We start from the raw sequence: 15,263 nt of genomic DNA, 5'->3' as shown, positions 1-15,263 counted from the left end.
CGTTCCGGCTCGACCCCGCCCCCTCGGCACCGAACCCCCGCCGTTTCGGCTCGACCCCGCCGTCCATTCGGCGGGGCCGTGCCGATTCGGCGGGCCCCCGGCCTTCCCGGCACACCCCCACAGCGCAGAGCCGCATCCGCGCAGGAACTCCGCCTACACCCCGACGACCGCCCCCAGCGCGGCGAACATCTCGCCCTCGATCTCGGCCATCGAGCGCCGCTCGCCGGGCTGGAGCCAGACGTCGAACGCGACCCGGAACACCGTCATCCCCGACTCGGCGGCCAGCGTCGCGGCGGGCTCGGGCACGCCCCGCTCGCGCAGCCGCGCCCCGATGCCGGCGGCGACGTCGGCCATCTTCAGCAGCTCGCGCTCCATCAGGCCGGGGTTCACCGACAGCACCTGCCAGCGCTTCCGCGACCACTCGCGGCGCTCGTCGGGGAAGAACTCCGTCGCCGAGGCGAGCGCGCGCGCCACGACCTCCAGGGGTGCGAGCCCCTCCGGCACGCCGAGGACGGAGTCGACCATGGTCGCTCGGAACTCGACGGAGCCGCCGAACAGCACCTCCTTCTTGTCGGGGAAGTGCCGGTAGAACGTGCGCTCGGTCAGGCCGACGCTCTGCGCGATCTCGGCGGCGGTCGTCTGCTCGTAGCCCCGCTCGAGGAAGAGCTCGAGTGCCGCCTCGCGAAGGCGGTCGCTGCCGCCCGGTTCCCATCGACCCATTCTCCGATGATACGGGTCTCGACCGGGTGATGACAGATCCTGACATCGGGCGTACAGTTGTTGATGTCCGTCACTGACATCACTAGGAGATGACATGCGTGTTTTCATCACCGGAGCATCCGGCTGGATCGGCTCCCACACCGTCGACGAGTTCCTGAGCCACGGCTACGACGTCACGGGCCTCGCCCGCTCCGACGCCTCCGCGGCAGCCCTCGAGGCCAAGGGCGCCACCGTCCTGCGGGGCGACCTCGACGACCTGGCCGGCCTGCGTGCCGGCGCCGAGGCGGCCGACGCGGTCGTCCACCTCGCCAACAAGCACGACTTCGGCGACCCGGTCGAGACCAACCGCGCCGAGCGCGCCGCCGTCGAGACCCTCGGCGACACCCTCGCGGGCACCGGCAAGGCCATGCTCCTCGCCTCGGGAGTCGCCGGGCTCGCGCAGGGCCGGCCCGCCCTCGAGACCGACTCGTCGCCGGCCGTCGGCCCCGACGCACCCCGCGGCGGCACCGAGAACCTCGCCTTCGACTACGTCGAGAAGGGCGTGAAGTCGATCAGCCTCCGCTTCTCGCCGACCACGCACGGCATGCGCGACCACGGCTTCATGGCGATCATCACCGACGCCGCCAAGCGCAACGGCTACGCCGGCTATGTCGGCGACGGCTCCACCGGCTGGGCCGCGGTCCATGTGGCCGACGCCGCGCGCATGATCCGCCTCGGCCTCGAGAAGGCGCCCGCGGGCGCTGCTCTGCACGCCGTCGGCGAGGAGAGCGTCGCCAGCAGGGACATCGCCGCGGCGATCGCCCAGTCACTCGGCCTCGAGGCGCGCTCCTTCACATCAGAGGAGTCGCAGGCCAGCATGGGCGGCTTCATCGGCCTGTTCTGGGGCATGGACCTCGCCGCCAGCAGCGCGGCGACCCGCCAGCTCCTCGACTGGACGCCGACCGGCCCGACGCTCGTCGACGACATCCTGGCGGGTGCCTACACGGGGTGATCGCTAGAGGCCGGAGACCCAGGCCTCGACGCGCGCCGTGATCTGCCGATCGACCGCGGCGCGCGACAGCGTCGGCGTGTTGTCGCCCGGCTGCTTCCCGTACGCCCCGAAGCTGGCGTGGCTCGCACCCCGGATCGTCACCATCGACGCATCCGACGGCAGGAACTTCCTGGCGGCACCCACCTTCGCCGGAGTCGACAGCCCGTCACGGCTCCCCGCCAGGCTCAGCACGTCGAGCCCCGACGAGGCGAGGTCGTTGGCGCAGTAGCTGCCGAGCAGGAGGAGCCCTCTCGTGTCGCCGGTCTCGGCGAGCTGGCAGGCGCGGACCCCGCCGAGCGAGTGGCCGCCGACGGCCCAGGTCGTGACGCCGGGCGCGTGCGCCTCGAACGTCGACAGGGGCCGGGTGTCGAAGAACGCGAGGTTGAGCGTCGGCTTCGTGATGACGACGGTGGTGCCGGCGGCCACGACGTCGCGGAAGGTCACCATGTACGCGTAGGGGTCGACCTTGGCGCCGGGGATGAACACGACTCCGACCCCGTCGGACGCACCGGTCGGCGTCATCACGACGCTGTCGCCGGCGTCGCGCACGGCGACGCGGTCGTCGCGCCACACCGTGAGGGCGGCGCTGCGCTCCCCCGGCATGACCTGGTTCGCGTAGACCAGGAAGGCCGTCGCGAAGACGGCGAGGACGACCACCACGGTGACGCCGACGGTGAGGAGTCGAGTTCCTGCGCGCCGGGCCATTGCTCTACCCTACGGCGCTTCGGATCAGCGGGTCAGCGGATCAACGGGTCAGCGGATCAACGGGTCAGCGCTTCACCGCGTCGATCTTCAGCATCTTGGCGATGACGGTGTCGAGCTGGCTGTCGTCGAAGATCTTCTTCCAGTCGTCCTTGACGATCGACTCGCGGCCGTAGTCCATGGCGATGTGGCAGGCGTCCGAGAACGGGTTCGAGCCGCGGAGGCCGTTGGTGAGGGCGATCCAGGTGTGGCCGTAGAGCATCGCGCGGGCAGCCTCGTAGGGCACGCCGACGCCGTCGACGGTCTCTTCGAGGGCCTCTTTCAGGAAGGCGCCGATCATGCAGGCGATCGTCTCGACGAGGGTCGGCTCGAGCACGGCGAGCTGCTTGACCGTGACGTAGTGCACCGCGATGACGGGCGCGTAGATGGTCGAGATGACCTGGGTGGCCAGCTCGCGCACCGGGGAGTACTCGTCGACGCCCTCGAGAGCGGCGATGACCTCCTGCGGAGCCGCGACGCCGCCGAACGTGTCGGCCCACTCCTCCTTGGTGGTGCGCTCGAGGAAGACGCTCGGGTGGCAGGGGTGCGCCACGGCGTAGTGGATGTCCTCGCGGGCGAGCAGGAGTCCTGCGTAGGCGGCGGCCGGGTCGAGCGTCAGGATGATGGCGCCCGACTTCATCTGCGGAACGACCGACTCGGAGACGCGGCCGAGCACGACGTCCGGGACGGCGAGGATCACCACGTCGGCGTCTCTCACGGCGTCGTCGGTCGGCGTGACGGTGCGGCCCAGCGATTCGATGTGGGCGACGCCGTTCGGCGATGCCTCCGAGTACAGCGTCGTATACGAGCTCTTGGCGAGGTTGTTCGAGACGCGCTGGCCCATCTTGCCGCCGGCGCCGATGACCGCCACGGTGATGTCGGGCGCACCCTGGCCGTCGGCGTAGGTGACGGATGGGGTGGTGTCGAGGATGTCGGTCACGTGTTCTTCTCCTTCAGGAATTTCAGGTTGTGTTCGGTCCACTCGCGCTCGAGGCGAGTGGTGGTCTCTTCGTCGCCCTGCCACGGCAGCCAGTGCTCGACGACCTGGCTGATGCCGCGCGATCCGGGGTCGATGGCGGCGAGCATGCCGTCGTAGTCGAGGCGGCCCTCGCCGAGGGGCACGCCGACGAGGCTGAACCCGACCCAGCCCGCCTGGCGGGTGAAGTCGAAGTCCTTGACGTGCCAGTTCTTCACGTGCGGCAGGCAGCGCGCCGTGACGTCGGCGGGGTTCTCGAGGTTCGCGACGGTGTTCGCGGGGTCCAGGCAGATGCCGAGGTGCTCGCTGCCGACGGCCTCCACGAGCGCCACCAGCTCGGTCGACGACACCTGCTCGTAGGTCTCGAGCGCCAGCGTGACAGCGGCGGCCTCGTAGCGCGGCACGATCTGACGGAGCCGAGCGACGCTCTCGTCGAAGGTCGGCCGGTCGTCGCCCGAGGTCCACATGCTCCTGACGACGGTCGCGCCGAGGGCGACGGCGAGGTCGAGGTGGCGGTCGAGGTGCGCAGGAACTGTGCCGCGCGTCCCGACCTCCAGCGTCAGCCCGAGCCCGTCGGCCACCGCCCTGGTCGCCGCGAGCTGCGCGTCGTCGTACCCGGCCAGGGGTGCGTAGTCGCAGATCTGGAAGAGCTCCGCGCCGATCGCCGCCGCGTCGCGCAGCATGTCGTCGAGGCTCATCGGGTCGGCGACCCGCTCCGAGAACCGCCAGAAGTAGGCGTAGGTCGAGAGGCCGATCACGCGGAGGCCCCCTGATGCGCGAGCGCGACGACCTCGTCGAGGATCAGCTCGACCGCAGCGGGGTCGTGCGCGAAGCGGCCTAGGAAGAGGCCCTTCACGTCGCCGCCGAGGGAGGTCAGCAGGCCGGGGCCGGCGCTGCCGCCGTAGATGACCCGGCTGCCGTCGCGGCCCTCGAGCGCCTGGACGAACTGCTCGAGCTCCGCGACGACCGCGGCGATGTACTCGGGGGCGGCGGGCTTGGGCGCGCCGATGGCCCACTGCGGCTCGTACGCGACGATGATCGCGCCCGGACCGGCCTGCGCCAGCGCGGACTCGATCTGCTGGGTCACCTCGAGCGACGAGATGGCCGGCGAGGCGACCTCCTCCTCGCCGACGCAGAGGAGCGGAGTCAGGCCATTGCGGAGAGCGGCGGCGGTCTTCTGCGCGATGACCTCGTCGTCCTCGTGGAAGAGCGCGCGGCGCTCGGCGTGGCCGACCTCGGCGAGCGTGCAGCCGATCTCGGCCAGCTCGACGCCGGAGACCTCGCCGGTGAACGCGCCGGAGTCGGCCCACGCGATGTCCTGCGCGCCGAGGCGCACCGGAGCACCCGCGAGCGCGTCGCGGACGGGGACGATCGACGGGAAGGTCGGGACGACGAACAGCTCGACCAGGCCGTCCGCGACCGCGGGGTGGCGACGTGCGATGTCGCCGATGGCGGTGGCCCACTCCACCGTGCGGGCGTGGCCGAAGTACATCTTCAGGCTCACCCCCACGGTGAAGGGGGCTGCCGCCGAGTCGCTCAGCATGAGGCGGAGTCCACCGCCGCAGGGGCGCCGGTCGCGCTCGCGGCCTCGTAGTCGTTCATGATCTGGACCTTGTCGTTCGACGCGCTGGACGTGTCGAACCTGTAGGTCAGCCACTCGCGGACGTTGCGGCGGGCGAGCTCGATCCCGACGACACGCTGCCCCTGGCACAGGACGTGGGCGTCGTTCGACAGGATCGATCGCTCGACCGAGAACGAGTCGTGCGCGGTCACGGCACGGATGCCGGGGACCTTGTTCGCCGCGATCGCGACACCGAGGCCGGTGCCGCAGAACAGGACGGCACGGTCGGCCTCGCCGCGCGCGATCATCTCCGCCGCGGCGATGGCCACGGACGGGTACGGGGTGTGCGACGCCGCGTCGACTCCCACGTCGACGACGGAGGCGACGAGGGCGTTCCCCTCCAGGTCCTGCTTGACGATCTCCTTGTAGTCGAATCCGGCGTCGTCGGATCCGATGACGATTCGCAGCTGCTCAGCCATTGCGTTCTCCTTCAGGGTTACTTCGTTGAGGTCGCGAGGACTGTCGCGACGGACTGCACGATGAGGCCGAGAGACACGGCTCCGGCGTCGGGGGTGCCGAGGCTCTTCTCCGCGTGCGGACGGGCTCGCCCCATCTTGGGCAGGAGGTCCTTGGTGGCGGCTGCGGCGTCGGAGGCGATGTCAGCCGAGGTCTTCCATGCGTCGGTCAGGTGCTCGCCGGCCTGCACGCGCTCGGTGAGCGCCGTCGAGAAGGGCACGAGCACGTCGACCATGGTCTTGTCGCCGACGACGGCGCCGAACTCGAGGATCTCGGTGGTCGCCTGCGCGACTCCGCGCGCCACGGCGTCGGCGTCCGCCGCGGCCGAGTCGGTGAGCGCGCCTCCGACGGCGCCGAGGGCCGACCCCCACAGGGCACCGGAGGTTCCGCCGGCGCGGTCCGACCAGGCGTCGCCCGCCCGGTCGAGGACGGTCTTGGCTCCGGCTCCCCCGTCGAGCGCGTCGTGGGCGGCCTCCACCGCGGCGGTGACGCCGCGCTGCATGCCGATGCCGTGGTCGCCGTCGCCGGCTACCGCGTCGATCCGGCCGAGCTCGTCGGCGTTCTCGTCGATGACGACCTTGATCGCATCCAGGGCGGTCACGACCAGGGCCGCGGCCTGTCGCGACTCCTCGGAGGACTCGGGGATCGGCTCGGCGAGCTCCTCCTCGTCGTGGATCTCGGCTGCGGCGGTCGAGGGGTCGACCGAGCCCTTCTTGTAGGCGGGCGCGTCGACCGGGGCGGCCCAGAGGCTCTCCAGCTCGTCGTCGAGCCAGAACAGGGTCAGCGAGGCGCCGGCCATGTCGAAGCTCGTGACGAGCTCGCCGACCTCCGGCTCGACGACCTCGACGCCCGCGGCGGTCAGCAGCTCGTCGATCTTCGCGTAGACGACGAAGAGCTCTTCGTACTTGACCGATCCGAGGCCGTTCAGGATGACCGCGACGCGCTGGCCCTCGGCCCGCTCGACGCCGTCGGGCAGCTCGGCGAGCAGGGTCGAGACGAGGAGCTCGGCGAGGCCGGCCGCCGTCGGGACATCCTGCTCGGAGATCCCGGGCTCGCCGTGGATGCCGAGCCCGATGGCCATCCGGCCCTCGGGGACGGTGAACAGCGGCTCGTCGGCCCCCGGCAGGGAGCACCCGGTGAACGCGACGCCGATCGACCGCGTGCGCTCGTTGGCCTTCTGCGCCACGCGGACGACCTCGTCGAGCGAGTACCCGGCTGCCGCTGCGGCACCCGCCGCCTTGAAGACGGTGAAGTCGCCGGCGATGCCGCGGCGCCTGTGCTTCTCGGCGGCGGAGGCGCTCGCGACGTCGTCGGTGATCGTCACCGTCTCGACGCGGATGCCCTCCTCGCGGAGCCTGGCCTGCGCGCGGTCGAAGTTCAGGACGTCGCCGGCGTAGTTGCCGTAGCTGAGCAGGACGCCGCCGCCGTTGTGGGCCGACTTCGAGACCGAGCGGACCTGCTGCCACGACGGCGAGGCGAACAGGTTGCCGAGGGCCGCGCCCGCGGCGAGGCCTGGTCCGACGAGGCCGCCGAACGCCGGGTAGTGGCCCGACCCGCCGCCGACGACGAGCGCCACCGATCCGGGTGCCGAGGCGGCCGTGCGGACGACGCCGCCGTGGACCTTGCGGACCCAGCGCCGGTTGGCTGCGACGAACCCGTCGACCGCCTCGTCGGCGAAGTCGGACGGCTCGTTGTAGAGGCGCGTCATCAGCCGAGCCCCGCGGCCGTGGCGGCAGCCGGCCTCTCGGCGGTGACGGTCGGTCCGACGCGGCGCTTGCGCGACAGCAGCGCCATCAGGAGGGCGGACAGGAGCATGAAGAATCCGACTATGAACATGGCTGCACGGTACCCGCCGGTGGCGTCGGTGACCGCCCCGGTGATGTACGGGGCCGCGAAGCCGGCCAGGTTGCCCATGGTGTTGATGAGCGCGATGCCGGCTGCGGCGGCGGTGCCGGTGAGGAACTGCGTGGGCAGCGTCCAGAAGTTCGGGAGAGCCGCGAAGATCGACATGGCCGTGAACGCGATGACGACGATCGTCGCCGCCGGCGAGTTCATGTAGAGCGCGACGGGGATGCTGACGCCGCCGACGATCGCCGGGATCACGATGTGCCAGGTCCTGAGGCCGCGCTTGGTGGCGTCCCGCGACCAGAAGTACAGGGCGAGAGCCGCCGGCACGTAGGGGATGGCCGTGATGAGCCCCTTCTCGAAGAGGTCGAACTCGGTGCCGAACTGCTCCTGGAAGGTGCCGATGATCGTCGGCAGGAAGAAGGCGAGAGCGTAGAGGCCGTAGATGAACCCGAAGTAGATGAACGCGAGCATCCAGACCCGGCCGCTCTTCAGGACGCGGCCGAGGCCGACGCCGTGGCCCCCGATGCCGGTGGCGCTGGTCTCGGTGCCGATCTTCTCCTCTTCGAGAGTGGTCTCGAGCCAGGTGCTCTCCTCCTCGGTCAGCCACTTGGCGTGCGAGGGCCTGTCCTTGAGGTAGAACCAGGCCACGACGCCGACGATGACGGCGGGGATCGAGACGCAGAGGAACATGAAGCGCCAGCCCTCGAGGCCGAGCACGCCGTCGTTCTGGAGCAGGAGTCCGGCCAGCGGGGCACCCACGACGCTCGTGAGCGGCTGGGCCAGGTAGAACAGGGCCAGGATCTTCGAGCGGTGCTTCGACGGCACCCAGAGGCTCAGGAACAGGATCGCGCCGGGGAAGAACCCGGCTTCGGCGACGCCCAGCAGGAAGCGGAGGCCCGCGAGCTGCTCGAAATTCTGGGCGAAGGTGAACAGGAACGCCACGATGCCCCAGGTCACCATGATGCGGGCGAGCCAGCGGCGGGCGCCGAAGCGCGCCAGGGCCAGGTTCGACGGCACCTCGAGAAGGATGTAGCCGATGAAGAAGACGCCCGAGGCGAAGCCGAACTGCGCGGCGCTCAGACCGAGGTCGGCCTCCATGCCGTTGGGGGCGGCGAAGCCGATGGCGGTGCGGTCGAGGTAGTTGATGAAGAACATCAGGGCCACGAACGGCACGAGCCGGATCGAGATCTTGCGGATGGCCGACCTCTCGACGCCGTTCGGCGCGGGGGTGGCTGTCAAGGGGGCGTCCACTGCGACTCCATTTCGTTCAACGACGTTGTCGGACGTGCACGAGAGGGTCGTCCCGCGTCACTGCAACCATGATGACTCCCGCAACATAATCTGTCAACCGGTTGACCAATTAAACTGCCGGTGTGCCCGCCCCCGAATTGGTTGACCAAAAGATAGGCTTCACGCCATGCCGGCCTATCCAGACGACGACCCCGCGACGCTGCGGCTCGAGATCGAAGCCGTGCCCCGGGGGACCGCCGTGGCCGAGGTCGTGAAGCAGCTCATCTCGCTGCTGACCGGCGGCGAGCTCACCCCCGGGTCGCGGCTCCCTCCAGAACGCCAGCTCGCCGAGGAGCTCGGGGTAGGGCGGTCCGCCGTCCGCGAGGCCCTGGCGGCGCTCGAGATCCTCGGGATCGTCAGCGTCCGTCCCGGCTCGGGCACCTACCTGCGCGACTCCACCTCCGAGCTCCTGCCGACGACTCTCAGCTGGGGGCTCATGCTCTCCGCGTCGCGCACCCGTGAGCTGATCGAGGTCCGCGGCGCGCTCGAGATCCAGGCGGCCGCGTTCGCCGCGAGCCGGATCACCGACGACGAGGTGGAGATGCTGGCGCGGCACATCGAGACCATGAAGGAGAGCCTCGACGACCTCGACCGCTTCGTCGAGGCCGACGTGCGCTTCCACCTGCAGATCGCGGCGAGCGCCGACAACGTCGTGCTGCGCGACCTCCTGCAGAGCGTCCGCTCCCTCCTGCGCCTCTGGGTCGAGCGCGGCCTCCGCGACCGCGACCAGGGCGCTGTCGCCCTGCGCGAGCACGTGGCCATCTACGAGGCCATCGCGGCGCACGACGCGGTGGCGGCCGAGGCGGCCATGCGCGTGCACATGACCACGGCGGGCGATCGCGTGGCGAGCCTCGACCTGGACTCCTAGGGGCGGGTCAGCGGTCCGTCAGCGGCGAGTCAGGCGCGCATCGGTGGTCGTCGTCGCGATGCGGTAGAGGCTCGTCGAGGCGGCGGCGAACAGCGTCGTGCCGTCCGGTCCGCCGAAGCAGAGGTTCGCCGTCAGCTCCGGCAGATCCACTGCACCCAGGAACTCGCCGTCCGGCGCGTAGACCTCGACGCCGGTCGCACACGACGTCCAGACATTCCCCGTCGCGTCGACGCGGAACCCGTCGGCCAGACCCGAGCCCACCGTCGCGAACACCCGTGAGTTCTTGCACCGGACGCCCTCGGTCACGTCGTACGCGCGGATGCAGCGGTTGCCGACACCCGCGGGCTGGCGCGCAGAAGACGTGTCGGCGACGTAGAGCACCGACTCGTCGGGCGAGAACGCCAGGCCGTTGGGCTCCTCGACGTCGAGCACCACGGGGCGCACGTCGCCCGTGACCGGATCAGCCCGGAACACCCAGTGGTCGCCGTACTCGCGGAAGCCGGGGTGACCTTCTCGGGCCTCGATGATCCCGTAGGGCGGGTCGGTGAACCAGACGGTGCCATCGCGCTTGACGACCACGTCGTTCGGGGAGTTGAACCGGTAGCCGTTCCACTGGTCGGCGATCACCTCGATGACTCCGTCGCGGTCGCGCTCGACCCGGCGACGACCGTGGGAGCACTGCACGATACTGCCGTCGTCGTCGATGACCCGGCCGTTCGTGAACTCGACGCCCGAGGCGTAGACGCTCATCTCGCCGGTATCCCACGACCACTGCAGGATGCGGTCGTTCGGGATGTCGCTCCAGCGCAGCGTGCGGCTCGCCGGGATCCAGCACGGCCCCTCCGACCAGATGGCGCCGGTGGCGAGGCGCTCGGGTGCGGCTCCGGCCGGGACGAGTCCCGCGTCGGCGAGGTCGGTGAGACGGGTCATGATTCTCCTTCGAATCGCGAGTGCGACGGCAGGCCGGACGCCCTACACTGTCGCTGGAACAGAACCGGTTGACCAATCGCGATCAGCCGCTCCACTTCACTGTCCTCTACTTCACTGCACCTATTCCACAGTGCTCCTACTCCACTGTGCTCCTCTACCACCGCGCTCCCTTCGCCGCGGTGGCACCACTCGCGACATCGACGGAGATGAGATGACCGGCTCCCCCGAACGGCTCCAGCTGCCCGAACGACTCCAGGTGACGGACGAGTGGACGGTCGTCGTGGCAGACGCGTCGTTCGATCACCTCGAGCACGCGGGGCGCGAGTTCCTGCGCGCGATCCGGGTCGTCGTGCGCGACCGCGACTGGCGCACGATCCCGGCGGCCTCGACGGCGCTCTCGCGGGGAGGCGACGGCTCGCTCACGCTGACGGCCGAGCTCGACGACCTCGGGGTGAAAGCGACCTGGACGGCGACGCTCCGCCCGGACGGCCCCGGCCTGCGGCTCGACGCCGAGATCGTCGCGCACAGCGACTTCGACAGCAACCGAGCCGGCCTCATCGTGCTGCACTCCCCCGCGCTCGCGGGCACGCCGCTCATAGTCGTGCATCCCGACGGGACGACCTCCGACACCGCGTTCCCCGTCGACGTGGCCCCGCACCAGCCGGCCCGCGACATCGCCGGCGTGCGGTTCGCGGGCGGCGAGCTCCGGTTCGAGGGCGACGTCTTCGAGATGGAGGACCAGCGGAACTGGACGGACGCGTCGTTCAAGACCTACAGCACGCCGCTGTCGCTGCCGTTCCCGGTCCGCGTCGCTGCCGGCGCCGTGATCAGGCAATCCGTCGTGCTCACGCCGACCGGCACGGCCCCGGCCCCTCCGGCTGCCGCATCTCCTGAGGCGCGCACCGCCGCCGTCTTCCCGCAGCTCGCCGTCGGAGCCGCCAGCGCCCCGGGTCGCCCCCGCCGCCTGCTCCCGTGGCTCGCGGGCGCCGGGATCCTCGTCGAGCTCGACCTGACCAGCGCCGCCTGGTCGCGAGTCCTGAGCCGGGCCCGCGCCGACTCCCCCGGCGCGCGGCTCGACGTGCGCCTGATCGCAGCCGACGCGGAGCAGCTCGTCGCCGCCGCCCACGCGCTCTGCGGGGTCCCAGTCGGCCGGCTGGCCGTCTACGACGCCGCGACACACTGCACGACGCCCGAGCTCTGGCGCCGTCTCGGCGAGCTCGCCGCGAGCGAGCCTCTGACCGGCACCTTGGTCGGCGGCACGCGCGCTCACTTCACCGAGCTCAACCGCACCTCGCAGTCCCTGCCCGACGACCTGGCCGGCGTGACGTTCTCGGTCACCGCGGGCATGCACGACTGGTCGACGACGCAGAAGGTCGAGTCGATCGCCCTTCAGCGCACCGTCGCCGAGCAGGCCGTGCGGATCGCCGCGGGCCGCCCCGTGCACGTCGGCCCGATCTCGCTCCGCGCGCGGTTCAACGCCGTCGCGACCTCGGCGCCGGCACCCGCGCCGGACGACCCGGAGCGCGACGGATCAGGAGCCGCGCTCACGTGGGGATCGTCCGACCCGCTGCAGCGCGAGCCGTTCTTCGCCGCCTGGCTGGTCGCCTCGGCCGCCGCACTGACCGTCGACGGCGTGGCGTCGCTGGCGTTCGCCGAGGCGTGGGGGCCGCGCGGCTTCGGCGATGCGGACGGCGCGCCCTACCCCGCCGCCGACGCGCTGCGGATCCTGAGCTCGTTCCAGGGGTGCGAGGTCGTCGAGGCCGGTCGGGTGGGGCCGGACACGTGGGCGATCGCGGTGCGCCGCCCGACCGGGGTCGAGGTCGTCGCTGCCAATCTGGGCGCCGACCCGGCCACCGTCACGGTCGCCGGCCGGACGCTGACCGTCGAGCCCCTGGCGGTGGCACACCGCGACGAGCGGCTCAGCTGACCGGCACCGTACCCAGCTCGTGCTGGATCTGGAGTGCGAGCTCGCGGAGCATCGACACGTCGACGTCCTCCGCCTCCCGAGGCTCGGAGTCGAAGACGCAGAGCGCGCCGATCCGGGTGCCGTCGGCAGTCTCGACCGGGTAGCCCGCGTAGAAGCGCATAGGCGCATCCTCCCCGGGAACCCGCGCGTCTGACCAGGCGTCCTGCACCACCAGCGGGGTGGAGTGCTCGATCGTCACGCGGCAGAACGACGTCTCGAGCGAAGCCGCAGGACCCGCGTCGATTCCGGCCACGGCCTTGTTCCACTGCCGGTCTCCGCCGATGACGGTGAAGGCGGCGCCCCTGGTTCCGAAGGCCTGGGCGGCGCGGGCGACGATCTCGTCGAAGCGCCTCTCGGAGGGGGAGCCGTCGAGGCCGGCATCCCAGATGGCCGCGAGCCGGCGGTCGCGCGACTGAGGACGGTCGCGCGCCGCGCGGGTCTCGCTCTCGGGCGCGGCCTGCACCTCGAGGTGCGGTGTCATGGCGTCGGCCATGGTGAGCGCCCACTGGCGGAAGCGCTCAGGCGACCGGTAGCGGTGCTCCTCGGAGGTGGATCCCTGCCTCGTAGTCGGCTGGGAGTTCTCGGGCGGGCTGACGAAGTGCGCTCGCGGGTGACCCTGGCAGATGGCGAAGGTGAGCTGGTTGAGGTGATCGGCCCACCGGTCGGTCTCGCCGCCCGGACGGGCCCTGTAGATCGGGATGCTCGACACCGGCTGGATGCCCATGACGAAGATCCTGGTGAGAGGCGCCGTGTGACGCTCGAACGCGTCGATGAGACGCACCAGACCCTCGGCCCACTTGCGGGGCGAGGTGAAGCGGTAGGCGTCGCTCGCCCCCATCACGATGACGATGGCGTCGTAGACCCCTAGCGAGTCGCCGGAGAGCACGCTCGCGGCCGACTCGACGTCCCACCGCATGTCGGCGAGGAGGTCGACGTCGGCCCCGCGCCCCGTGCGCTGGCTCAGAGCGCGGGCGAGCTGGCCGGGGATCGCGAGCTCGTGGGTGCCGACGCCCCAGCCCATCGCGATTCCGTTTCCGAAGACGAGCACGCGGTCGGGGTTCTCCCCGGGAGCATGCCCCTGGGGCGCATCGTGCGGTCGGGGGACGGACGAGGGTCCGTCGCCGACGAGTCGGTAGCGCTGGACCCGCGCGGGGCGCAGGAGGGCAGGGACGAGCTGGGACATGGGTTGCTCCGAGTGGTTGGTTCGGTTCGCCGGAGGTCGTCGTGTCGTCCTGATCCGTGGTGAACGACCGACCCCTTGTGGCTGGGTTGGGGCAACCGTACGTCTGTCGAATAGATGTGGCAAGCACCAGAAGTGGGGGCCGCCGACATCCGCCTCCGGTCCGAGGACTGTGCGAAGGCCCTCGTCGCGGCCCGCGCCGCTGGAGCTCGATGCCCTCCTAGAGCTCGATGCCCTCGGTGAAGGTGCGGAAGACCGGCGGCGCGGCCATGATCGATCCGAGGCGGTTGGCCCCCTCCGGGGTCTGCCTCCATTCGGCGTAGGCGGCGCGCGCCTCGACGGTCGCCCACGACTCCACGATCACGATCTTCGACGGGTCGTCGTCGTCGATCAGGATGTCGATGCCGGTGTTGCCCTCGCGGTCGCGCGTCTGAGTCAGGACCTCGCGGATGACCTCGGTCGCGCCGGCGACGTCGGTGTTGAGGGTCATCTCGAGGAGCACGGTCATCGTCATGGGTCGTTCCGTTCGTCGGGCCGCTCCGATCGGCGGCGTCGATCCATCATGCTCTCGCGTCGTCAGACCGGCAGCACCTGTCGGAGAACAGCCAGCTGCGCCTCGTCGTCGAAGACGTCGCCGCCCTCATGGCCGTTGTACGGCCAGACGGTGATCGCCTTCTCGCCGCCGTAGACGTTGAACGCGCCGAAGACGGTCGAGGGCGGGCAGATCGGGTCCATCAGCGCCGTCGTGAACCACGCGGGCGCGGTCGCACGGCGGGCGAAGTTGACGCCGTCGAAGTAGGCGAGCACGCCGTGCACGGCGTCGACCCGGTCGCGGTACACGGCCAGGTACCGGCCGATCTCCTTGTAGGGATCGGCATCGGTCATGACGGTCGCGCGCGGGAAGTCGCAGAGGAAGGGCACCCGCGGGAACGCTGCGGCCAGCCCGGGAACGAGACCGGCTACGGCGAGCGCGATGCCTCCGCCCTGGCTGCCGCCGAGCACGACCACCCGATCGGCATCGATCGCCGGCAGGGTGCGAGCCGCCTCGACCGCACGGACAGCGTCCGCGAACACTCGGCGGTAGTAGTACGTCTCGCGGCTGTCGATACCCCGGGTCAGGAAGCCCGGGAACTGGGGGCCGCCGCCATCGGGGTCGGCGGTCGCGCCCTCGCTCCACGCCGAGCCCTGCCCCCGGGTGTCCATCTGGAGGTGCGCGTAGCCGGCCGACGACCAGAAGAGATTCTCGACGGCACGCCCTCGGCCGCCGCCGTACCCGACGAATTGCACGACGGCCGGAAGCGGCGCCGACGCGCCGTGCGGCACGCGCAGCCACGCCCGGACCGGCTGCCCCTCGTACCCGGCGAACGTCACGTCGAACACGTCGACGGTGGCCAGGCCGGTGTCGACGGGCACCACGGCGAGGCCGAGATCGTGAGACCGGGTGCTGTCGAGGGTGGCCGCCCAGAACTCGTCGAAGTCGACGGGATCGACCTGGCTGCTGGTGTAGCGGCGGAGCTCTTCTTCGGGCATGTCGACGAACATGCCCACAGCCTAGCCAGCCGCCGCGACGCGAGCCGCAGGGCGAATCCGCGACGGGTGGCCGTTCTCCCGGGGAGAGTCGTACCCTGGAGGCATCG

At 71.0% G+C, this 15,263-nt stretch carries 15 protein-coding genes; 3 read left to right on the top strand and 12 right to left on the bottom strand.

Features of this window, described 5'->3' with window-relative positions; genetic code table 11:
• Nucleotides 1–153: 153 nt before the first annotated feature.
• Complete coding sequence (locus AC07TY_RS06995) at nucleotides 154–720, bottom strand: TetR/AcrR family transcriptional regulator (RefSeq protein WP_123505445.1); 567 nt, start codon at nucleotides 718–720, stop codon at nucleotides 154–156.
• 94 nt (nucleotides 721–814) lie between these two features.
• Here AC07TY_RS06995 and AC07TY_RS06990 point away from each other — a divergent pair, with 94 nt between their 5' ends.
• Nucleotides 815–1,711: an SDR family oxidoreductase gene (locus AC07TY_RS06990; protein WP_494784817.1), complete on the top strand. Its 897-nt coding sequence runs from the start codon at nucleotides 815–817 to the stop codon at nucleotides 1,709–1,711.
• Nucleotides 1,712–1,714: 3 nt separating this feature from the next.
• On the opposite strand, the gene AC07TY_RS06985 is transcribed toward AC07TY_RS06990, so the two are convergent.
• From AC07TY_RS06985 to AC07TY_RS06955, 7 genes are all read right to left on the bottom strand, one after another.
• Nucleotides 1,715–2,455, bottom strand: coding sequence for an alpha/beta hydrolase (locus AC07TY_RS06985; protein ID WP_494784816.1), 741 nt, complete (start codon nucleotides 2,453–2,455; stop codon nucleotides 1,715–1,717).
• A 64-nt stretch (nucleotides 2,456–2,519) separates the two neighbouring features.
• Nucleotides 2,520–3,422 (bottom strand): phosphogluconate dehydrogenase C-terminal domain-containing protein, encoded by a 903-nt coding sequence (locus AC07TY_RS06980; protein WP_494785046.1) that lies wholly within the window; start codon nucleotides 3,420–3,422, stop codon nucleotides 2,520–2,522.
• A 5-nt stretch (nucleotides 3,423–3,427) separates the two neighbouring features.
• A complete protein-coding gene (locus tag AC07TY_RS06975) occupies nucleotides 3,428–4,225 on the bottom strand; it encodes a sugar phosphate isomerase/epimerase family protein (RefSeq protein WP_233579905.1) in 798 nt (265 codons plus the stop codon).
• Nucleotides 4,222–5,010 (bottom strand): triose-phosphate isomerase family protein, encoded by a 789-nt coding sequence (locus tag AC07TY_RS06970; RefSeq protein ID WP_494784815.1) that lies wholly within the window; start codon nucleotides 5,008–5,010, stop codon nucleotides 4,222–4,224. Before AC07TY_RS06970 ends, AC07TY_RS06975 begins: the two co-directional genes overlap by 4 nt.
• Nucleotides 5,004–5,507, bottom strand: coding sequence for a ribose-5-phosphate isomerase (locus AC07TY_RS06965; RefSeq protein ID WP_494784814.1), 504 nt, complete (start codon nucleotides 5,505–5,507; stop codon nucleotides 5,004–5,006). Before AC07TY_RS06965 ends, AC07TY_RS06970 begins: the two co-directional genes overlap by 7 nt.
• 17 nt (nucleotides 5,508–5,524) lie before the next feature.
• Nucleotides 5,525–7,252 (bottom strand): dihydroxyacetone kinase family protein, encoded by a 1,728-nt coding sequence (locus AC07TY_RS06960; protein WP_494784813.1) that lies wholly within the window; start codon nucleotides 7,250–7,252, stop codon nucleotides 5,525–5,527.
• Entirely contained in the window at nucleotides 7,252–8,547 is a 1,296-nt protein-coding gene (locus AC07TY_RS06955; protein ID WP_494785045.1) for an MFS transporter, read from the bottom strand. Before AC07TY_RS06955 ends, AC07TY_RS06960 begins: the two co-directional genes overlap by 1 nt.
• Before the next feature lie 262 nt (nucleotides 8,548–8,809).
• On the opposite strand from AC07TY_RS06955, the gene AC07TY_RS06950 reads away from it, so the two are divergent.
• A complete protein-coding gene (locus AC07TY_RS06950; RefSeq protein ID WP_488624674.1) occupies nucleotides 8,810–9,550 on the top strand; it encodes a FadR/GntR family transcriptional regulator in 741 nt (246 codons plus the stop codon).
• Nucleotides 9,551–9,568: 18 nt separating this feature from the next.
• Here AC07TY_RS06950 and AC07TY_RS06945 read toward each other — a convergent pair whose 3' ends face one another.
• A complete protein-coding gene (locus AC07TY_RS06945; RefSeq protein WP_494784812.1) occupies nucleotides 9,569–10,480 on the bottom strand; it encodes an SMP-30/gluconolactonase/LRE family protein in 912 nt (303 codons plus the stop codon).
• Nucleotides 10,481–10,691: 211 nt separating this feature from the next.
• On the opposite strand from AC07TY_RS06945, the gene AC07TY_RS06940 reads away from it, so the two are divergent.
• The gene (locus AC07TY_RS06940; protein ID WP_494784811.1) at nucleotides 10,692–12,407 is read left to right on the top strand and encodes a D-apionate lactonase family protein; all 1,716 of its coding nucleotides are present in this window, start codon (nucleotides 10,692–10,694) and stop codon (nucleotides 12,405–12,407) included.
• Here AC07TY_RS06940 and AC07TY_RS06935 read toward each other — a convergent pair.
• From AC07TY_RS06935 to AC07TY_RS06925, 3 genes are all read right to left on the bottom strand, one after another.
• The gene (locus AC07TY_RS06935; protein WP_494784810.1) at nucleotides 12,400–13,629 is read right to left on the bottom strand and encodes a GAF domain-containing protein; all 1,230 of its coding nucleotides are present in this window, start codon (nucleotides 13,627–13,629) and stop codon (nucleotides 12,400–12,402) included. The two genes, AC07TY_RS06940 and AC07TY_RS06935, sit on opposite strands and share 8 nt — an antisense overlap.
• A 217-nt stretch (nucleotides 13,630–13,846) precedes the next feature.
• Nucleotides 13,847–14,140: a putative quinol monooxygenase gene (locus AC07TY_RS06930; RefSeq protein WP_494784809.1), complete on the bottom strand. Its 294-nt coding sequence runs from the start codon at nucleotides 14,138–14,140 to the stop codon at nucleotides 13,847–13,849.
• A 62-nt stretch (nucleotides 14,141–14,202) separates the two neighbouring features.
• Nucleotides 14,203–15,168: an acetylxylan esterase gene (locus AC07TY_RS06925; RefSeq protein WP_494784808.1), complete on the bottom strand. Its 966-nt coding sequence runs from the start codon at nucleotides 15,166–15,168 to the stop codon at nucleotides 14,203–14,205.
• Nucleotides 15,169–15,263 lie beyond the last annotated feature (95 nt).

Source organism: Frondihabitans sp. GW821-FHT04F02, assembly GCF_059420045.1.
The sequence above is the reverse complement of the archived record's forward strand: the minus strand, read 5'-3'. Positions and strand labels throughout refer to the sequence as shown.